Genomic DNA, 19,442 nt, shown 5'->3' on the forward strand with positions numbered 1-19,442 from the left:
TTTGATGGCGAAGTACGACAAGATTTCCCCCGAGACCCAGCAGGAGGCGATGAAAATTGCCCGCGCCAACCAGAAACCGGGACAGACCAAGGAGCAGACCCAGCTGATCGCCCAGGGGATCCAGAAAGGCATAGACGAATACAAGAAGCAGATAAAGGCGCGGGCCCGCGAGGCCAATCGCCAGAAAAAACTGCAGGCCAAGGCCAAACAGTCTCACCCAGCGCAGCAGGATGAGGAGCAGGACGACATCGTCGAACTGGTGGAAGTGACCCGCCAGCATCCCCTGCCCTGGCTGCTGCTGGGATTGAGCTGGCTCGGCTTTGCCGCCTGGTACTGGCTGCGCTGAGACGCCGCCGGCAAACCTTTGCCTGGGATCTTCTTCACAGCCCGGGCCCTTGTGGCTGGTCATCCCGGCTGCGGGCTGATTAAATCCCGCCACTGCTGTTTACCCCCTTTTTCAGGATATCCGTTATGAACCCGGCTCCCCTCTACCTGTTGGCCCCCCTGGTGCTGTTTATCGTGACCCTGCTGCTCTATCGCATCTCGCCGCTGCGAGCGGTCGCGGCCGGCAGCGCCCGCTGGTTCATCCTGCCCGCCTTCACCCTCTTCATTCTGCTCATCATCATCAATGGTGCGGCAGACCCTAGCCTGCGCAACCCGGCCTTCCACTGGCTGATGCCGGGGCTCGGCTTTGCCCTCAGCCTGTTTCCGGCCCTGCCCAAGGCACTGGTGCCGCGCCTCGCCATCAAGGAGGGAGCCTTCGCCGCCCTCGGCCTGATGCTGATGAGCCTGGCCATGGTCTACTGACCGGCTGGCCGCTGCCGTTGCCATGACTCAAGGGGCGCTCTGTGACGAGGGCCCCTTGTACAAACAATGGCTTGCAGGCATCTTGGTGAAAGGATCGCCAGCAAGGAGGCCAGATGGACAATCCGCCTGATTTCATGGCGCAGTGGGATTACAAGGACCCCGCCGCCACCGCCCTGCGTTTTCATGCTCTGCTGCCCGAGGCGCGCGCTGCCGCCGACCTGCAATACGAGCTGGAGCTGCTCACCCAGATAGCCCGCACCCATTCGCTGCAACGCCAGTTTGCCGAGGCACACCAGCTGCTCGACGAGATAGAGCCCCGCCTCACCGAGGCAACCCCGCGGGCCCGCCTGCGCGCCTTGCTGGAGCGCGGCCGCACCTTCAACTCCGCCGGCGACAAGGCCAGCGCCAGGACGCTGTTTGAACAGGCGTGGCAGCTTGGGCTCAAGCACAAGGAGCTCTATCTCGCCATCGATGCGGCCCACATGGTGGCCATCGCCGCCCCGCTGGAGGAGCAGAGCCGCTGGCATCAGCTGGCGATGGAGCTGGCGGAGCGCAGTCAGGATCCAAAGGTACGCGGCTGGCTCGCCACCCTCTACAACAATCAGGGCTGGACCCTGTTCGAACTGGGCCGGCTGGAAGAGGCCCGCCAATGTCAGCAAAAATGCCTGGCCTGGCACGAGCAGCATAACAATCAGGCCAAGGCCTTTATCGCCCGCTGGAGTCTGGCCCGCCTGAGCCGGGCCCAGGGACAACACGAGCAGGCCCGGGCCGAGCTGACCCAGCTGAAGGACGACATGGCTGCCGCCGGCGCGCCCGAGGATGGCTATGTGTTCGAAGAGCTGGGGGAGAATGCGCTGGTGCTGGATGAGCCGGCCGCCGCCGAATACTTCGCCCGTGCCTGGTTTCTGCTGTCGCAGGATCGCTGGCTCAAGGCCAACGAGGCAGAGCGGCTGGCCAGACTCAAGGCGCTGGGCAAGCTCTAGTCAACCATCGTCAGAAACGCAGCGGGGCGGCCAATGGGCCGCCCCGCATGCTTCATCCCCCGAGGGGGTAGCCCCAGGACGTCAGACCAGGCTCGCCTCCTCCCAGCTCTGTTTCTTGCGATAGATGGTGGAGGGGCTGATCTCCAGCAGGGCCGCCGCCTTGGGAATATTGCCGTCACAGCTGGCGATGGCCTGCTCTATGGTCTCTTTTTCCACCAGCCAGAGCGGGCGGATCGGGGCATTGGACATCACAGGCTCGGTGCTGCCGACCGGCGCCGGGGTGGATACCGCCAGCGGCAGGCCCCCCCGGCTGCCGTTGAGGGGCGGCGGCAAGATGTCAGGGCTCACCAGCTCGCGGTCGTTGAGCACCACTATGTTGCGCACCACGTTCTGCAGCTCGCGCACGTTGCCGGGCCAGGGGTAGTCGAGCAGCACCCGCGCCGCCTCGGCATCGAAATCCTTGAAACGCTTGCTCTCTTCCTTCGCGTAACTCTGCAACAGGTTGCGCGCCAGCAGCAGTATGTCCTCGCCCCGCTCGCGCAGCGGCGGCAGGCTCAGCGGGATCACGTGCAGCCGGTAGTAGAGATCCTCGCGAAAACGCCCTGCTTTCACCTCCACTAGGGGATCCCGGTTGGTGGCGCAGACGAAGCGCACGTCCACCGTCTCCAGCTTGCCGCTGCCGACCCGCTGCAGGGTGCCGGTCTGGATGAAGCGCAGCAGCTTGCTCTGCAGGTCGAGATCCATCTCGCAGATCTCGTCCAGAAACAGGGTGCCGCCGTCAGCCAGGCTGGCCGCCCCCTTGCGATCCCCCTGGGCGCCGGTGAATGACCCCTTCACGTGACCGAAGATCTCGCTCTCCATCAGGTCATGGGGAATGGCGGCGCAGTTGAGGGCGATGAAGGGTTGCTCCCGACGCGGGCTGCACTGGTGGATGGCCTCGGCGCACACCTCCTTGCCGGTACCGCTCTCGCCGGTGATGAACACGGTCGCCTTGCTCGGCGCCGCGCTCTCTATGATGCGATAGACCGCCTGCATCGGCATGGAGGCGCCGATGAAACCGGCAAACGAGCTGCGCTCGAAGTTCTCCCGGTACTGGGCCACCAGCGAGCTGAGCTGCTGGTGCTTGAAGGCGTTGCGAACGGTGGCGCACAGCCGCTTGCCATCGAACGGCTTGGTCAGAAAGTCGAAGGCACCGAGCCGCATCGCCTCCACCGCCACATCCACCGAGCCGTGGGCGGTGATCACCACCACCGAGCAGGGCAGCTGCTGTTCGGTGATCTGCTGCAGAATGTCCATGCCAGACATGTCGGGCAGCTCGAGATCCAGCAGCACCACGGGGGGCGGGCTGCTCAGCAGCTGGGCCAGGGCCTGCTGGCCACAGTCGGCCCGCAGCACCTCATAACCATCCTGGGCCAGATACTGTTCATAGACCACTGCCAGACTGCGGGTATCTTCCACCAGCAGGGCTCGGGGTTTGCTTTCCGCCACGGCGCCATCCTTGCAATTGATTTTGTTGTCTATTTCGCCATCTTAGCACAGTTGGCGACTCTCTCTTTTATCCCGCCATTCGGCAGGATATACAAGCAAAAACGGCTCCCTAAGGAGCCGTTTTTTCAACGCGGGCCGTTTACTTCTTGGCGTTCTCGCCATCGGCAGCCGGCTTCTCGATGGCCAGCAGCTCAACGTCGAACACCAGCACGGCGTTGGCCGGGATGGAGCCTGCACCGTGCTCGCCATAGGCCAGCTTGGACGGCAGGAAGAACTTGAACTTGGAACCAACCGGCATCAGCTGCACGCCTTCGGTCCAACCCGGGATCACCTGGTTGAGCGGGAAGGTGGCCGGCTCGCCGCGATCGACGGAGCTGTCAAACTTGGTGCCGTCGGTCAGGGTACCGGTGTAGTGTACCTTGACGATGTCGGTGGCCTTCGGCTTGGCGCCGGTACCCATCTTCTCGACCTGGTATTGCAGGCCGGATTCGGTGCTCTTCACGCCCTCTTTCTTGGCGTTGGCGGCCAGGTACTCTTCACCCTTCTTCAGGTTTTCCACCGCATCCTTGTCAGCCTTGGCCTTGGTCAGCTCGTTGATCTTGGCATCGTATTGCTGCAGAACCTTCTGGATATCCTCGTCGGTCATCTTGGCTTCTTTGCCCAGACCGTCGGTGACGCCCTTCAGGATCACGGCATTGTCCAGCTTGATGCCGAGCTCCTGCTGGCGCTCCAGGGTATTGGCGATATAACGACCCATGGAGAGGCCAATTGCATAGCCGGATTGCTCTTCAAAGCTCTTGGCTTCAGCCTTGGGGGCCTCTGCCGGCTTGCTGGCTTCTGCCTTGACCTCTGCGGTATTCGCAGCAGTCTTCTCGTCTTTTTGGCAAGCAGTCAGACCTACGGCAACCGCCGCAGCCAACAGGGACACCTTCAGAAAATTGTTCATCAGTTTCTCCAAAACTCTAAATACCGCTCTCGGTTCCTTCGTGAAATGAGAGGTTTATCGTGATAAGCGCCTTATACTAACGCCGTGATCGCAGGTAACGAAAGCATGAGACAGGAAAAATGATAAAAAGTGCCATTTATCTCGTCGCGGTTTGCCTGATACTGACAGGCTGCGAACAGAGCTCATCGCCGGACCGGCAACTGACCCTCGCCAGCCAGGGGCTGCTGAGCGCCGATCTGGCCAGTGACGGCAAGCAGGCCATCGTCTCCAGCCTGGGCCAGGGCACGGTAGTGTGGGACCTGGAGCAGGACAAGGAGCGCTGGCGCTGGCGCCAGTCCGACAATCCGGACGACTTCGTCATCATTACCCGCTTCTCGGCGGACAACAGCCACGCCGTGACCGCCAGCCTGAATACCTTCGGGATCTGGCGCCTCAAGGATGGCCAGTCCCAAGGCTACTATTCGCTTCCTGAATCCAGGCTGAGGGACATCGCCCTCTCCGCCGACGGTCGCCAGGTGCTGATCGGCCGGGAAGACGGCAAGGCGGAGGTGGTGGACACCCGCACCGGCCGCAGATTGCAATTCCTCGGCCACACCGAGCAGGTCAACACAGTCGACATCTCCCCCAACGGCCGTTACGCCCTCACCGGCGGCAACGACTACAGCGCCTACCTGTGGGATACCCGCAGCGGCCAGGTGGTGTGGCGCTTCAACCACGCCGGCCGGGTGGTGCTGGCCCGGCTCGATCCGAGCGGACGGCTAGCCTTCACCGCCGACAGCCGCCAGGCCAGCATCTGGGATCTGAAAACCGGTAAGGAGCTGAGCCGGCTGCAATTCGACCACCGCTTCGAGGTCTACACCACGGCGCGCTTTGCCAACGACGGCAAGTGGCTCATCACCGGCGCCCCCTCCCGCCAGCTCTCCCTGTGGCAGGTGAGCGACGGCAGCCTGCTGCAGAGCTGGCGCGTCTCGCCCCATCCCAAGGTGAAACCACCGAGCGCAGTGGTCTACGGCGTGGCTTTGCGCGACAATAGCCACCTTGTCAGCGCCAGCTCCAGCGGCCTGGCCGAAATCTGGACTATCAAGTAAGGACCAAAAGGCCCATGAGTCAGCAATTAAACGATCGCCTCGAAACCCTGGAAAGCCGCCTCGCCTTCGCCGAATACACGGTGGAGCAACTCAACGAGGAGGTCACCACCCAGGGGCGCGAGCTGGATCGGCTCAAGCATCGGATCCAGCTGCTGGTGGACAAGCTGCAGAGCGTGCAGCCAAGCCAGATCGCCAGCATGGCCGAAGAGACCCCGCCGCCGCACTACTGAGTACGCAGCCATAAAAAAACCCGCGCCTGGCGCGGGTTTTTTTATCATCGGCCATGCCGTGATCAGTGCTGATGGCCCTTGCCACCGCAACCGCCGCCACCGCAGCAGCCGCCGTGACCATGGTCGTCGCCGTGGTCATGATCATGATCGTGGCCGTGATGGCCACCGCCGCAGCAACCGCCGTGCTCATGGTCGTGACCATGATCGTGGTCGTGGCCATGATCGTGACCGCAACCACCGGCACCGTGCACGTGGCCGTGGGCCAGCTCTTCGGCAGTGGCAGCGCGCACGTCCTTGATCTCGACCTTGAAGCCCAGGGTCACGCCGGCCAGCGGATGGTTGCCATCCACCTTGACGAACTCTTCGGACACTTCGACCACAGTCACCGGACGGTGACCTTCGTCGGTCTCGGCCACAAAAGTATCCCCTTCAGACACTTCCATGCCGTCGAACAGCTCGCCCGGCACTTCTTGCACCAGGTTCTCGTCGTACTCGCCATAGGCCTGGCTCGGCGTCAGGGTGACGTCGAACGCCTCGCCCACGCTGCGCCCTTCCAGCTCGGCTTCGAGGCCGGAGACCAGATAACGGGTACCGTGCAGATACACCAGAGGCTCTTTACCGACAGTGGTGTCGATGACTTCACCGTGTTCGTCGGTGACCGTGTATTCCAGCGTAACCACGCTCAGGGGAGCTACTTTCATGTCAGGGATCCTGCGGATAGAAAAAAACGGGCCCAGAATACCTCAAAAAGGCAGACAAGCATATGGTGGGCCCGGCTCAGTCGTGATGAAAAAGCCAGCAGGGGATGGCAATGCAAAGCCGCCCGCCATCCCGTTGGCCGGCGCTCATGGGAGTGAGCGGCGCGCTGGCCCGTGCAGGCCGGCGACCGCCATCAGCCCGAGGGAGAGGCACAGTCCGCGCTCTGCCCCTCCATTATTCCGGGCGAAACACCCCGATCACCTGCTCGGTCTCGCGGGTTACCTTGGCCACCTCGGCCTCGGTCTGCACCTGGGTGTCCCCGCACTCGACGCAGGTCACCTTCTCGACTCCATGCTCCATATACAGCATCATGGTGTCCATTTTGCCGCACGCCGGGCAGACAGCCCCGGCAATGAAGCGTTTTTTACGTCTGGTTTCCATTTTCGTTACCTCCGGGCAGCATCATATCAGGGTTTTTACATGCATCACGCCATCGAACATCAGCATTTTTTCACCCCCCATCTGCAAGTCGGCGTTCGCAAACGCGTGCCGGCAGGGCAACTGCTGCGGATTGCACGGGGTGCGGCGCTGCTGCGACTCGGCGCCCATGAGCTGCTGCTGACGGCGGGAAGCCACTTCTGGCTCTGTGCCGATGCCCTTGCCGCGTTTAGCCCGCTGGCCGGCTGCCGTTACGATCTGCTGACCTGCTCGGTGCGTGTCGACCAGCCCGCCCAGGCGGGCTGGCTGCAACCCGGCCCGCTGCTGGATCCCCTGTTCGACAGCCTGGCCGACTGGCAGCGCCCCCGCGACTGGCACGGCGCCTACGGTCACCGGCTGCAGGTGCTGCTCGACGAGCTGCAGGGCTGCCCCATCCAGCCGCAAGCAGATGTTGCGCTGCAGACCGCCTGGCAGGGGTTGGCCGCTGGCCAGGCTGGCGGCAACGAGGCATGGCAGCAGGCGCTGGCGCAGCGCGGTCTCAGCGAACCGGCACTGGCGGCCGATGCCCTGCGGGCGCAGTGGCAGCTGCTGCAGGCGGTGCGTCTGCTCAAGAGCGGCAGCAAGGCTCCTCAGGTGGCGAGCAAGCTCGGTTACGAGGATGAGCGCGCCCTCGATCACGCCTGCCAGCAGTGGCTCGGCTGCCCGCTGGCAACCCTGCTCGCGGTCTGACCGCCCTCTCGCAGCTCGGCCCCCGGCGGTTCGCACCAGGGCGGATCGCCGCAATAAATGGATGAAATGAGTCCAGTTTTACGGCAAACGGTCGTTAATAACGGAAGGGCCATTTCTCCTATAATCCTTTATGCTAGGGGCCTGAATCGACTGATACCGTTTTGACTCACAGGACATCTGCCATGAAAAGCAAGGCCAACCAATCCCAGGGCATGTTGCTGTTTCATCTCTCGGCCAAGCAATCCTTCGCCATCGGCACCCTCAAGGTAAAAGAGATAGTGCCCTACACCCAGCTGACGGCCATGCCGCACTCGCACCCGACCGTGCTCGGCGCCGCCAGCATGCGTGGCACAACCATCCCGGTGATCGACATGGCCATGGCGGTGGGTTATCGCCCGATCAGCCAGGAAGAGATGCCGCACTGCTTCATCATCATCACCGACTGCCGCCGCACCCTGGTGGGCTTTCTGGTGCGCGGCATCGACAAGATCACCGAATGCAACTGGCGCGACATAGCGCCGCCCCCCGCCTCCCTCGGCCACAACGTGTTCGTGACCGGCGTGACCCGGGTCAATGACCAGCTGATCCAGCTGCTGGACGTGGAGCTGATCCTCTCCCGGGTCTACCCGGACGACCCCAGCCACCTCTACCCGGTGCTGACCGACGTACAGCGTGAGCGGATCAAGCCGATGCGGATCCTGCTGGTGGATGACTCCTCGGTCGCCCGCCGCCAGCTGATGGCGGCACTCGATTACATCAACATCCCCTACGAGGTGTGCACCAACGGCAAGGATGCGCTGACCCTGATGCAGACCCGTGCCGCCCAGAAGACCCCCATAGACATCCTGGTGAGCGACATCGAGATGCCGGGGCTGGACGGCTACGAGCTGGCCTTCGAGGTGCAGAGCGACGCCAAGCTGGCGGGGGCCTACATCATCCTGCACACCTCGCTCTCGAGCGAGATCAGCGTGGAGCGGGCCCACCAGGTGGGTGCCCACGAGGCGCTGACCAAGTTTGAAGCCAACGAGCTGATCCAGGCCATGCTGCGCGGTGCCGAGCACCACGACAGCCTGCCGGCCTGATCCCGACGGCGAGCAGCCCGGCTGCTCGCCGTTTCCTTTTCTGTCCCGGACCCAGCATGCTGATCGAGAGCCACTTCCACGCCCCCTGGTGGGCGCGCAATCCCCACCTGCAAACCATCCTGCCCAAGTGGCTGCGCCGCCAACCGGCCCGCTTCGTGGCCGAGCGCTTCGAGCTGGCGGACGGCGACTTCGTCGATCTTGCCTGGAGCGGCGAGACAAGCCAGGATGAGCGACCGCTCATCGTGCTGTTTCACGGGCTGGAGGGAAGCATTCACTCCCACTATGCCAAGGGACTGTTCGCCCACCTGCAACGCCAGGGTAACGAGGCGGTACTGATGCACTTTCGCGGCTGCAGCGGCGAGCCGAACCGACTGCTGCAGGCCTATCACTCCGGTGCCATCGAGGATGCCCAGGCGGTGATCGCCGAGCTCGGCCGCCGCTTTCCCGGCAAGCCGCTCATCGCCATCGGCTATTCGCTGGGGGGCAACATGCTGGTCAATCTGCTGGCGCGCGCCTGCCCGAGCGAGCTGAAGGCGGCGGTGGTGATCTCGGCGCCGCTGCGGCTGGACAGCTGCGCCGATCGGGTCAATCAGGGCTTCTCGCGGGTCTATCAGCGTTATCTGCTGGGCACCATGCGCCACAACCTGCAGCAGAAGATCCGGCGGCAGGCGGCAGCCAGCGCCCGCTGGCAGCCGCAGCAGGTGTGCGCCATCGCCACCCTGCGCGACTTCGACGAGCAGGTCACGGCGCCGCTGCACGGTTTTGACAGCGCCGATCACTACTACCAGCGCTGCTCGGGCCTGGGGATGCTGGCGCAGATCCCCATCCCCACCCTGATGATCCACGCCGCCGACGACCCCTTCATGACCGAGGCGGTGATCCCGCAGGCGGAGCAGCTCTCCCCCATGGTGCGTTACGAGCTGAGCCGGCGGGGCGGCCACGTGGGCTTCCTGCACGGTACCCCTTGGCGGCCAAGATTCTGGTTGGAGGAGCGGATCAGCCAGTGGCTGCAGGAGCAGACTCAAGGTACGGGCCGGTAGCCATGGCGGCCGCTCTCTCACCTCATCGGCGGGCGGCCAGATAAATCCCTTGCGCTGGCCGACCACAGATAGACAATACCCGCTCTCTGGTAACGGAAGATGAAACCATGATAATCCCCTGGCAAGAGCTGGATGCAGACACCCTCAACAACCTGCTCGAGCACTTCGTGCTGCAGGAAGGCACCGAGTATGGCGAACAGGATGTCAGTCTGGCCGACAAGGTCGACGATGTCAGAGCTCAGCTGCAGCAGGGCGTGGCGGTGATCGTGTACAGCGAGCTGCACGAAAGCGTGAACATAGTGCCCAAGGCGACCCTCGACAGGGCGCAGGTGGACGACCTACCGCAATAGCCTGCCCTTCGCCGTTGCGGGCCTGCCACCCTGGCCGCCCTTCCCCCTGTCTGTTCCCGCCGGATCTCCCTGCACCCGATAAAACAACATGGCCCTGCGCAACTGCGCAGGGCCATGTTGACTGGCATTGCTGCCATCTTGCCGGATCTTGTTCATGCCGGTTCTGCAAACACCCTGCGCCCCTGGCGCGGCCTGTCCTCTCTCCCCGATAGCGGATAACGACAAGGTTGACCGCAATAATTAAGCGCCGGGTCATATCGACAAAATAGAATAAATAAAGTGAAGCGGTTCACAATATTAAATTATGATGACAAAACTCGCCCTCACCATAAAAATAGTGAGAGCAATATCTCGCTGCAGCCAATATCCAGCAGATTAATCCGCCACACAGCTGATTATTGATGGCGGCCCAATATGACAAGATGTTATTTCATTACCGATTCGCCCCGGCCGATGGCGTAATAATGGAACCCATGATCTTTCATGCGGCCCGGATCAAACAGATTGCGACCATCCACGATCAGGGGTCGCTTCAACGCCTGCTTGATAGCAGCAAAGTTGGGGGCCTTGAAGTGGTTCCACTCGGTGCAGATCACCAGGGCATCGGCCCCAAACAATGCGGCCTCCTTGGTGCCCATCAAGCGCAGCTTGTCGCAGTTGCCGTAGATCTGCTGGGCCTCCTGCATCGCCTCGGGATCATAGGCCTGCACGGTCGCACCGGCCTGCCACAACGCCTCCATCAGGGCCCGGCTCGGCGCCTCGCGCATGTCGTCGGTGTTGGGCTTGAACGCCAGACCCCACAGGGCGATGGTCTTGCCGGCCAGGGTCTCCCCTTCGGAGCGGAAGAACGCTGACAGCAGCTGAAACAGCCGCGATTTTTGCAATTCATTGACCCGCTCCACCGCCCGGATCAGCGGCGTGTCGTACTCCAGCTCCTGGGCCGTGGCCAGCAAGGCTTTGACATCCTTGGGAAAACAGGAGCCGCCATAACCACAACCCGGGTAGATGAACTGATAGCCGATGCGCTGATCCGAGCCTATCCCCTGGCGCACCATCTCGATGTCGGCGCCGACCCGCTCGGCCAGTCCGGCCATCTCGTTGATGAAGCTTATCTTGGTGGCCAGCATGCAGTTGGCGGCGTACTTGGTCAGCTCGGCGCTGCGCACATCCATGAACAGGATGCGGTCATGGTTGCGGTTGAACGGCTCGTAGAGCTCGCGCATCAGCTGGCGGGAGGCCTCATTGGCGGTGCCCACCACGATGCGATCCGGCCGCAGGCAGTCCTGGATGGCGGAGCCCTCTTTCAGGAATTCGGGGTTGGAGACCACGTCGAAGGCGAACGACTGATCCCGCTGCTGCAGGATACTCTTCACCCTGGCGGTCACCTTGTCGGCGGTGCCCACCGGCACGGTCGACTTGTTGACGATGATGACGGGCCGGTCACGATGCCGGGCGATGGTTTCGGCCACCGTCAGCACGTGGCTGAGATCGGCGGAGCCATCTTCCCCCGGTGGCGTCCCCACCGCCAGAAACTGCACATCACCGTGTTCGACGGCCTGTACGGCATCCGTGGTGAACACCAGGGCGCCGCTCTTGATGTTGCGTTGCAGCAGGGTGTCGAGCCCGGGTTCATAGATAGGGACATGACCGTCCATCAGGGCAGCCACCCGCTGTTCATCGACATCGACACAGATGACCTGGTGACCGACGTCGGCCAGCACGGTGGCCTGAACCAGGCCCACGTAGCCACTTCCAAATACAGTAATGTTCATATTGATACAACCAGAATGTCAGAGAATTTGTAATTTGGAAAAACAAAGAGTTTGGGGGGTTATAAATATTTATCACATTACCTAAGATGTCCGCACCAGTTAATTGTTACCAGCTGTTTCTGGACCATTGCAGGCCCGCTTTTATATCCGTATGTTGAGTAAAACCGTTTGGGGGAGCCCAATTTAATGGGCGCTGATTAATATTCTTTGTTGGATCTCATATGCAAGATTTTCTGCCATTTTCACGGCCAGCCATGGGCGATGCCGAGATAAGTGCTGTCTGTGATGTATTGAAATCGGGCTGGATCACCACGGGCCCGAAGAATCATGAACTGGAGCAGCAATTCTGCCATACCTTCGGCTGCCAGCATGCCGTTGCCCTCTGCTCCGCCACCGCCGGTATGCACGTCACCCTGATGGCGCTGGGCATAGGCCCGGGAGACGAGGTGATCACCCCCTCCCAGACCTGGGTCTCCACCATCAACATCATCACCCTGCTGGGGGCCGAGCCGGTCTTCGTCGACGTGGATCCGGATACCCTGATGACCAGCGCCGAGCTGATCGCCCCGCTCATCACCGCCAGGACCAAGGCCATCATCCCGGTGCACTATGCCGGTGCCCCCCTCGACCTGGACCCCATCCTCGAGCTGGCCGGCCGGCACGGTATTCCGGTCATCGAGGATGCCGCCCACGCGGTCGGCACCCGCTACCGGGAGCGCTGGATCGGCGCCAGCGGCACCGCCATCTTCTCCTTCCACGCCATCAAGAACATGACCTGCGCCGAAGGGGGCATGCTGGTGACCGACGACAAGGCATTGGCGGACAAGGTGCGGATGCTCAAATTCCACGGCCTGGGCGTGGATGCCTTTGATCGCATGAGCCTGGGCCGCAAGCCGCAGGCGGAGGTGATCACCCCGGGCTTCAAGTACAACCTGGCCGACATCAACGCCGCCATCGCCCTGGTGCAGCTGGCGCGCCTGCCCGAGCTCAACGCCAAGCGGGCCGAACTAGTGGCCCGCTATCAGGAGCGACTGGCCGGCCTGCCGCTGGCACCGCTCGCCGTGCCGGGCTACCCCCACCTGCACGCCTGGCACCTGTTCATGGTGCGGGTCGACCCCGAGCGCTGCGGCCTCGATCGGGATCAGCTGATGCAGGCGCTGCAGGAGCGTGGCATCGGCACCGGTCTGCACTTTCGGGCAGCCCATACCCAGAAGTACTACCGCGAACGCTACCCGACCCTCAGCCTGCCTCATACCGAGTGGAACTCCTCACGCCTGTGCACCCTGCCACTCTTCCCGGACATGACGCTGGCCGACGTTGACCGCGTGGTCGCGGCCCTTATCGACATATTGGAGTAACCAAACGTGAACAACACTGACATCAAGCTGGTTTCGGTGGTCATCCCCGTCTACAACGAGGAGGCCAGCCTGCCCGTGCTGCTGAGCCGGGTCACCGCCGCCTGCGATCAGCTGTCGCAGGATTACGAGGTGATCCTGATCGACGACGGCAGCCATGACGGCTCCACCGAGCTCATCAGCGAAGCCGCCGCCATTGAGGGCAGCAAGCTGGTCGGGGTGCTGCTCAACCGCAACTATGGTCAGCACGCCGCCATCATGGCCGGCTTCGAGACCGCCAAGGGGGATCTGGTGATCACCCTGGATGCGGATCTGCAGAACCCGCCGGAGGAGATCCCCCGCCTGGTGGAGGCCGCCATGCAGGGCTACGACGTGGTGGGCACCATGCGCCGCAACCGCCAGGACTCCTGGTTTCGCAAAACCGCCTCCAAGCTCATCAACAAGTCGGTGCAAAAGGCCACCGGCGTGCACATGAGCGACTATGGCTGCATGCTGCGCGCCTATCGCCGCCACATCATCGACGCCATGCTCTGCTGCCAGGAGCGCAGCACCTTCATCCCCATCCTGGCCAACAGCTTCGCCCGCCGCACCATAGAGCTGGAAGTGGGCCACGCCGAGCGGGCCCACGGCGAGTCCAAATACGGGCTGATGCACCTCATCAACCTGATGTATGACCTGGTCACCTGCATGACCACCACCCCGCTGCGGCTGCTCAGCATCGTCGGCAGCGTAGTGGCGGGCATCGGCTTTACCTTCTCCATCCTGCTGATCCTGATGCGCCTCATTCTGGGCGCCGACTGGGCCGCCGATGGCGTCTTCACCCTCTTTGCCATTCTCTTCACCTTTGTCGGCGTGCAGCTGCTGGGCATGGGGCTGCTGGGAGAGTACATAGGCCGCATGTACACCGACGTGCGCGCCCGTCCCCGCTACTTCATCCACCGGATCGTGCGCACCGCCACCACCCCTTCGCAACAGGAAGCTGAACAATGAAAGTCGTCGTCTTTGCTTATCACGATATCGGTTGCACCGGCATCGAGGCCCTGCTCGAGGCAGGCTACGAGATCCAGGCCGTCTTCACCCACGCCGACGATCCGGGCGAGAACCGCTTCTTCGGCTCGGTCGCCCAGCTCTGCGCTGAGCACAACCTGCCGGTCTACTCCCCCGAGGACGTGAACCACCCGCTCTGGATCGAGCGCATTCAGGAGATGGCGCCCCAGGCCCTCTTCTCCTTCTACTACCGCAACATGCTCAAGCAGGCGATCCTCGACATCCCGACCGTCGGCGCCTTCAACCTGCACGGCTCCCTACTGCCCGCCTACCGCGGCCGCGCCCCCATCAACTGGTGCCTGGTCAACGGCGAGACCCAGACCGGCATCACCCTGCACCAGATGACCGCCAAACCCGACGCCGGCGCCATCGTCGCCCAGCAGGCGGTGACCATTGCCGACGACGACACCGCGCTGACCCTGCACGGCAAGGTGCGCCTCGCCGCCCGGGCGCTGCTGGAGCAAGAGCTGCCCAAGCTGCGCGCCGGCGACATCCGCCTCACCCCGCAGGATGAGAGCAAGGCCAGCTACTATGGCCGCCGCACCCCGGCCGATGGCGAGCTGCACTGGCACCGCCCGGCCCGCGAACTGCACAACCTGGTCCGCGCCGTCACCCAGCCCTACCCGGGCGCCTTCAGCTTCGCCGGTGATCGCAAGCTGACGGTGTGGAAGAGCCACTGGCTGGCCCAGCAGAGCGACAAGCAGCCGGGCACCATCCTGAGCCAGGAGCCGCTGCGCATCGCCTGTGGTGAAGGGGTGCTGGAGATCGTGGCCGGTCAGGCCGAAGGCGGACTCTATGTGCGCGGCGCCCAGCTGGCCCGCGAACTGGGGCTGGTGGAAGGGATGAAGATCGGCGCCAAGGCGAGCAATGCCCTGCGCAAGGCGCGGCTGACCCGGGTGCTGATCCTCGGCGTCAACGGCTTCATCGGCAACCACCTGACCGAGCGCCTGCTCCAGGATGGCGGCTACGAGGTCTATGGCCTCGACATCGGCTCCAGTGCGGTGGATCGTTTCATCGGCCACCCCAACTTCCACTTCGTGGAGGGGGACATCAGCATCCACACCGAGTGGATCGAGTACCATATCAAGAAGTGCGACGTGATCCTGCCGCTGGTGGCCATCGCCACCCCCATCGAGTACACCCGCAACCCGCTGCGCGTGTTCGAGCTCGACTTCGAGGAGAACCTCAAGATCGTCCGCTACTGCGTGAAGTACCACAAGCGCATCATCTTCCCCTCCACCTCCGAGGTGTACGGGATGTGCGACGATCACAGCTTCGATGAAGACAGCTCCCGCCTCATCGTCGGCCCCATCAACAAGCAGCGCTGGATCTACTCGGTCTCCAAGCAGCTGCTGGACCGCGTCATCTGGGCCTACGGCAAGAAAGAGGGGCTCAACTTCACACTGTTCCGTCCCTTCAACTGGATGGGGCCACGTCTGGACAGCCTGGACTCCGCCCGCATCGGCAGCTCCCGCGCCATCACCCAGCTGATCCTCAACCTGGTGGACGGCACCCCGATCCAGCTGGTGGACGGTGGCGCCCAGAAGCGCTGCTTCACCGACATCGAGGACGGCATCGAGGCCCTGTTCCGCATCATCGAGAACAAGGGGAACCGCTGCGACGGCCAGATCATCAACATCGGCAACCCGGACAACGAGGCCAGCATCCAGCAGATGGCCGAGATCCTGCTCGCCAAGTTCGAGGCTCACCCGCTGCGTGACCAGTTCCCGCCGTTTGCCGGCTTCAAGCTGGTGGAGAGCAAATCCTTCTACGGCGATGGCTATCAGGACGTCTCCCACCGCCGGCCGAGCATCGCCAATGCCCGCCGCCTGCTGGACTGGGAACCGACCATCGAGATGGAACAGACCATAGGCAACACCCTGGACTTCTTCCTGCAAGGGGCGGTCACCACGGGAGTCGAGCATGACTGAGGTAGGTCTGCGGATCGACGTCGATACCTTCAGGGGGACCCGTGACGGGGTGCCCCGCCTGCTGCAACTGCTCGACAAGCATCAGGTCAAGGGGAGCTTCTTCTTCTCGGTCGGACCGGACAACATGGGGCGCCACTTGTGGCGCCTGCTAAAACCCCGCTTTCTGCTCAAGATGCTGCGCTCCAACGCAGCATCCCTCTATGGGCTGGACATCCTGCTGGCCGGCACCGCCTGGCCCGGCAAGTCCATCGGCAAGCAGCTCGGCTCCCTGATGCGCGACACCGACAGCGCCCATCACGAGGTGGGGCTGCACGCCTGGGATCACCACGGCTGGCAGGCCAACACCGGCCGCTGGGACGAAGCCGAGCTGATTCGTCAGACCCGGCTCGGGGTGGATGCGCTCAACCAGATCCTGGGGCGCGAAGTGGACTGCTCCGCCGCCGCCGGCTGGCGGGCCGACCCGCTCACCACCCAGGCCAAGGAGCAGTTCGGCTTTCGCTACAACAGCGACTGTCGCGGCAGCGGCCTGTTCCGGCCCCTGCTGCAGGACGGTCTCCCCGGCACCCCGCAGATCCCGGTCAACCTGCCCACCTTCGACGAGGTGGTGGGCCATCAGGTGACGGTCGACGGCTTCAACCGTTTTCTGCTGGATCAGCTGGCGACCCCGCCGGTGCAGGGCCCTCACGTCTACACCATCCATGCCGAAGTGGAAGGGATCGTGATGGCGGATCAGTTCGATGCCCTGCTCGGCGAAGCCAGGGCGCGCGGCATCCGCTTCGTGCCGCTCGGGGATCTGTTACCATCGGACCCGACCGGCTTACCTACCGGCCGGCTGGTCCGCGGCACCCTGCCCGGGCGGGAGGGCTGGCTCGGCTGCAAGGCCGAGGCCTGAAATGAATGACGCCACCTCGGGTGGCAGGACTAACCATAGCGCTAATCACACCATGCAACAGAGGATGTCATGACGTTGACCAAGTGGGCCCTGCCCCTGTTCTTTCTCTTCTTTTACCTGCTGCCGCTCGACCAGCGGCCGCTCTGGAGTCCGGACGAAAACCGCTACGCCGAGATAAGCCGGGAGATGGTGAGCACCGGAGACTGGGTCGTCCCCCACTTCCTGGGCTTGCGCTACTTCGAGAAGCCCATCGCCGGCTACTGGTTCAACAGCATCAGCCAGCAGCTGTTCGGTGACACCAACTTCGCCGTGCGCTTCGCCTCGGCCGCCGCCACCGGTCTGAGCGCCCTGCTGATCTGCTGGTTTGCCCTGCAGCTGTGGCAGTGCCGGCGCAAGGCGTTCCTCGCCGGACTCATCTATCTGTCGCTACTGATCGTCTACGGCATCGGCACCTACAGCGTGCTGGACGCCATGGTGACCCTCTGGCTCAACGCCGCCATGGTGAGCTTCTACATCATCCGCAAGGAGGGCTCCCTTGCCAGCCGGATCGGCGGCTATCTGCTGTTCGGCCTCGCCTGCGGCATGGGCTTTCTCACCAAGGGCTTCATCGCCCTGGCGGTGCCCGTGGTGGTCATAGTGCCCTACGTCATCTATCAACGCCGTCTGCTCGAACTGGTGCGCTTCGGGCCGCTGGCCATCCTGAGCGCGGCCCTGCTGGCGGCCCCCTGGGCCATCGCCGTGCACCTGCGCGAGCCGGACTACTGGCACTACTTCTTCTGGGTTGAGCACATCCAGCGCTTCGCCGCCGACAACGCCCAGCACAAGGCCCCCTTCTGGTACTACCTGCCCATGGGGCTGCTTGGTACCCTGCCCTGGCTCGGCCTGCTGCCCGGCGCCCTGCGCAAGGGCTGGCAGGAGCGCAAGATAAACCCGGAGACCCTCTACCTGCTGGCCTGGGTGGTGTTGCCCTTCCTCTTCTTCAGCGTGGCCAAGGGCAAGCTGCTCACCTACATCCTGCCCTGCTTCGCCCCGCTGGCCATGCTGATGGCCGCCAGCGCCGTCGACCTGCTCAAGGAGGGGAAAGAGCGGGCCTTCAAGGTCAACGCCTGGCTGAACGGCCTGTTCGGCCTCATCTGCCTGATCGTGCTGGCGGTGCTGGCCTTCTCCCCCCGCCACGCCGTCTACGGCGAGGAGGATCACGGTGCGCTGGCGGTGGCCATGGTCATCTTCGCCGGCTGGAGTCTGCTCGGCTTCGTTCAGCTCAAGGCCATCAGCCAGCGTTGGACCCTGAGCGCGCTCTGCCCCATGGTGCTGGCCATCGGCCTGCCCTGGGCGCTGCCGCAATCGCTGATCGACTCCAAGCTGCCGGAGCGCTTCATCGAGGCCAACCAGGCCGTGCTGATGAAGTCAGGCACCCTGCTGGCCAACGACGTCGGGCTAGCCTCCTCCCTCGCCTGGGGCACCCGGCGCAGCGAAATCAACCTGTTCGACAGCAAGGGGGAGGTCCATTACGGCCTCGGCTACCCGGATGCAGCGGGGCGCTACGTGGCCCGCGCCGACTTCCCGGCCTGGCTGGCACAGGCGCGTAAAAATGGCCAGGTGGCCCTGTTGATGAAGACGGATCGCGACGGCAACACCGGGCCCGTACCCCCCGCCGACGAGACCATCGTCAGCCACCGGCTGACCCTGCTCATCTACCACGGGGCCCAGTGATGGACATGCTGCTGCTGTTGCTGGTGTGCCTGCTGACCTGCAGCGGCCAGATGCTGCAAAAGCAGGCGGTCATCAGCTGGCAGCGCCGCCCCTGCAACCACTGGCAGAAGCTGCGTTCCCCCTGGCTCATCGCCAGCGTGGCGGCGCTCGGCAGCGGCATGCTGCTGTGGATCTACCTGCTGCAGCGGCTGCCGCTCGGCATGGCCTACCCCATGCTCAGCATCAATCTGGTGCTGGTGCTGGTGGGCTCCAGACTGTTCTTTCACGAACAGATCAGCTACCACAACTGGCTGGGGGTGGGCGCCATCATAGTGGGCGCCCTGCTGCTGGGAGGTTTGCTATGAGCGGCGGCCATCAGCAGGCGCTGAAGGGGTATCTCTACGTGCTCGGCAGCATAGTGCTGGTGACGGTGGCCCAGCTCGGCATGAAGTGGGGGGCGATCCAGTTGCCGGCCTGGCAGCCGGATCTCGCCCTGATGCTGGCCCATCCGCTGCCGCTGCTGGTGATCCTGGCCGGCATCGGCTGCTATGTGCTGTCGCTGCTCTGCTGGCTGGCGGCGCTGCACTCCACCCCGCTCAACATCGCCTACCCCCTGCTCAGCACCAGCTATGCGCTGGTCTACCTGCTGGCGGTCAACATCCCGCTCTTCGCCGAGCCGCTGGAGCCGGGCAAGGCGCTCGGGGTGCTGTTTATCCTGCTGGGGGCCATGCTGGTGGGGATCAAGCCTGCGGCCGGCAACAAGCAGGCAGACTAGTTTTTCTCTTGTTTGTCGCAAGGGCTGCCATGGCAGCCCTTTTTTTGTCTGCCGCCGATGCTGGCACGCCAGCGAAGCAGTTGCGCGGCGGTACTGTC

The 19,442-nt window shown here is 63.5% G+C and carries 21 protein-coding genes; 16 read left to right on the plus strand and 5 right to left on the minus strand.

All coding sequences use genetic code 11. From position 1 onward, the window contains the following. Positions 1-4: 4 nt before the first annotated feature. The 3 genes from AB5Y81_RS04310 to AB5Y81_RS04320 all read left to right on the plus strand — a co-directional run bounded on the left by AB5Y81_RS04310 (position 5) and on the right by AB5Y81_RS04320 (position 1,790). The gene (locus AB5Y81_RS04310; RefSeq protein WP_279484760.1) at positions 5-346 is read left to right on the plus strand and encodes a DUF2956 domain-containing protein; all 342 of its coding nucleotides are present in this window, start codon (positions 5-7) and stop codon (positions 344-346) included. A gap of 125 nt (positions 347-471) precedes the next feature. Further along, on the plus strand, positions 472-807 hold the full coding sequence (locus tag AB5Y81_RS04315) for a hypothetical protein (protein WP_005303968.1): 336 nt from the start codon (positions 472-474) through the stop codon (positions 805-807). A gap of 113 nt (positions 808-920) precedes the next feature. Beyond that, a complete protein-coding gene (locus AB5Y81_RS04320; RefSeq protein ID WP_279484762.1) occupies positions 921-1,790 on the plus strand; it encodes a tetratricopeptide repeat protein in 870 nt (289 codons plus the stop codon). 81 nt (positions 1,791-1,871) lie between these two features. Here the strand turns inward: AB5Y81_RS04320 and AB5Y81_RS04325 are convergent, their stop codons facing one another. Further along, a complete protein-coding gene (locus AB5Y81_RS04325; protein ID WP_368146566.1) occupies positions 1,872-3,278 on the minus strand; it encodes a sigma-54-dependent transcriptional regulator in 1,407 nt (468 codons plus the stop codon). Between the two features lie 139 nt (positions 3,279-3,417). Next, a complete protein-coding gene (gene fkpA, locus AB5Y81_RS04330; protein WP_005303977.1) occupies positions 3,418-4,224 on the minus strand; it encodes an FKBP-type peptidyl-prolyl cis-trans isomerase in 807 nt (268 codons plus the stop codon). 119 nt (positions 4,225-4,343) lie between these two features. Here fkpA and AB5Y81_RS04335 point away from each other — a divergent pair, with 119 nt between their 5' ends. Next, positions 4,344-5,312, plus strand: coding sequence for a WD40 repeat domain-containing protein (locus tag AB5Y81_RS04335; RefSeq protein ID WP_010634893.1), 969 nt, complete (start codon positions 4,344-4,346; stop codon positions 5,310-5,312). A gap of 14 nt (positions 5,313-5,326) precedes the next feature. Beyond that, positions 5,327-5,542 carry a SlyX family protein gene (locus AB5Y81_RS04340; protein WP_005303987.1) on the plus strand — a complete coding sequence of 72 codons (216 nt, stop codon included), beginning with the start codon at positions 5,327-5,329 and terminating at the stop codon, positions 5,540-5,542. A gap of 62 nt (positions 5,543-5,604) precedes the next feature. On the opposite strand, the gene AB5Y81_RS04345 is transcribed toward AB5Y81_RS04340, so the two are convergent. Continuing rightward, the gene (locus tag AB5Y81_RS04345) at positions 5,605-6,243 is read right to left on the minus strand and encodes a peptidylprolyl isomerase (RefSeq protein ID WP_124249245.1); all 639 of its coding nucleotides are present in this window, start codon (positions 6,241-6,243) and stop codon (positions 5,605-5,607) included. 232 nt (positions 6,244-6,475) lie between these two features. Further along, positions 6,476-6,682, minus strand: coding sequence for a YheV family putative zinc ribbon protein (locus AB5Y81_RS04350; protein ID WP_010634894.1), 207 nt, complete (start codon positions 6,680-6,682; stop codon positions 6,476-6,478). Positions 6,683-6,721: 39 nt separating this feature from the next. Between AB5Y81_RS04350 and AB5Y81_RS04355 the strand changes: the two genes are divergently transcribed. The 4 genes from AB5Y81_RS04355 (at position 6,722) to AB5Y81_RS04370 (ending at position 9,880) form a co-directional block, all read left to right on the plus strand. Then, on the plus strand, positions 6,722-7,408 hold the full coding sequence (locus tag AB5Y81_RS04355) for a hypothetical protein (RefSeq protein ID WP_139752989.1): 687 nt from the start codon (positions 6,722-6,724) through the stop codon (positions 7,406-7,408). A gap of 182 nt (positions 7,409-7,590) precedes the next feature. Continuing rightward, positions 7,591-8,490 (plus strand): chemotaxis protein, encoded by a 900-nt coding sequence (locus AB5Y81_RS04360; protein ID WP_005304001.1) that lies wholly within the window; start codon positions 7,591-7,593, stop codon positions 8,488-8,490. A 56-nt stretch (positions 8,491-8,546) separates the two neighbouring features. Beyond that, positions 8,547-9,530, plus strand: a complete 984-nt coding sequence (locus AB5Y81_RS04365; protein WP_208200463.1) for a hydrolase — start codon at positions 8,547-8,549, stop codon at positions 9,528-9,530. A gap of 107 nt (positions 9,531-9,637) precedes the next feature. Next, positions 9,638-9,880: a YheU family protein gene (locus AB5Y81_RS04370; RefSeq protein ID WP_005304010.1), complete on the plus strand. Its 243-nt coding sequence runs from the start codon at positions 9,638-9,640 to the stop codon at positions 9,878-9,880. Positions 9,881-10,305: 425 nt separating this feature from the next. Here AB5Y81_RS04370 and AB5Y81_RS04375 read toward each other — a convergent pair whose 3' ends face one another. Next, positions 10,306-11,652 (minus strand): UDP-glucose/GDP-mannose dehydrogenase family protein, encoded by a 1,347-nt coding sequence (locus AB5Y81_RS04375; RefSeq protein WP_010634898.1) that lies wholly within the window; start codon positions 11,650-11,652, stop codon positions 10,306-10,308. Between the two features lie 221 nt (positions 11,653-11,873). Here AB5Y81_RS04375 and arnB point away from each other — a divergent pair, with 221 nt between their 5' ends. The 7 genes from arnB to arnF all read left to right on the plus strand — a co-directional run bounded on the left by arnB (position 11,874) and on the right by arnF (position 19,344). Next, positions 11,874-13,010, plus strand: coding sequence for a UDP-4-amino-4-deoxy-L-arabinose aminotransferase (gene arnB / locus AB5Y81_RS04380; protein WP_017763897.1), 1,137 nt, complete (start codon positions 11,874-11,876; stop codon positions 13,008-13,010). Positions 13,011-13,016: 6 nt separating this feature from the next. Then, positions 13,017-13,997, plus strand: coding sequence for an undecaprenyl-phosphate 4-deoxy-4-formamido-L-arabinose transferase (gene arnC / locus AB5Y81_RS04385; RefSeq protein WP_279484763.1), 981 nt, complete (start codon positions 13,017-13,019; stop codon positions 13,995-13,997). Continuing rightward, positions 13,994-15,985, plus strand: a complete 1,992-nt coding sequence (gene arnA / locus AB5Y81_RS04390) for a bifunctional UDP-4-amino-4-deoxy-L-arabinose formyltransferase/UDP-glucuronic acid oxidase ArnA (protein WP_279484764.1) — start codon at positions 13,994-13,996, stop codon at positions 15,983-15,985. Before arnC ends, arnA begins: the two co-directional genes overlap by 4 nt. Continuing rightward, positions 15,978-16,877 carry a 4-deoxy-4-formamido-L-arabinose-phosphoundecaprenol deformylase gene (arnD, locus tag AB5Y81_RS04395; protein WP_279484765.1) on the plus strand — a complete coding sequence of 300 codons (900 nt, stop codon included), beginning with the start codon at positions 15,978-15,980 and terminating at the stop codon, positions 16,875-16,877. The genes arnA and arnD overlap by 8 nt, the downstream gene beginning before the upstream one ends. Before the next feature lie 69 nt (positions 16,878-16,946). After that, positions 16,947-18,590: a lipid IV(A) 4-amino-4-deoxy-L-arabinosyltransferase gene (arnT, locus tag AB5Y81_RS04400; RefSeq protein ID WP_279484766.1), complete on the plus strand. Its 1,644-nt coding sequence runs from the start codon at positions 16,947-16,949 to the stop codon at positions 18,588-18,590. Further along, a complete protein-coding gene (locus tag AB5Y81_RS04405) occupies positions 18,590-18,934 on the plus strand; it encodes an EamA family transporter (RefSeq protein ID WP_017784357.1) in 345 nt (114 codons plus the stop codon). Before arnT ends, AB5Y81_RS04405 begins: the two co-directional genes overlap by 1 nt. Continuing rightward, positions 18,931-19,344 carry a 4-amino-4-deoxy-L-arabinose-phosphoundecaprenol flippase subunit ArnF gene (gene arnF / locus AB5Y81_RS04410; RefSeq protein ID WP_279484767.1) on the plus strand — a complete coding sequence of 138 codons (414 nt, stop codon included), beginning with the start codon at positions 18,931-18,933 and terminating at the stop codon, positions 19,342-19,344. The genes AB5Y81_RS04405 and arnF overlap by 4 nt, the downstream gene beginning before the upstream one ends. Positions 19,345-19,442: the final 98 nt, after the last annotated feature.

Origin of the sequence: Aeromonas sp. s2, assembly GCF_040907935.1 — a bacterium.
Classification (GTDB): Bacteria; Pseudomonadota; Gammaproteobacteria; order Enterobacterales; family Aeromonadaceae; genus Aeromonas; species Aeromonas dhakensis.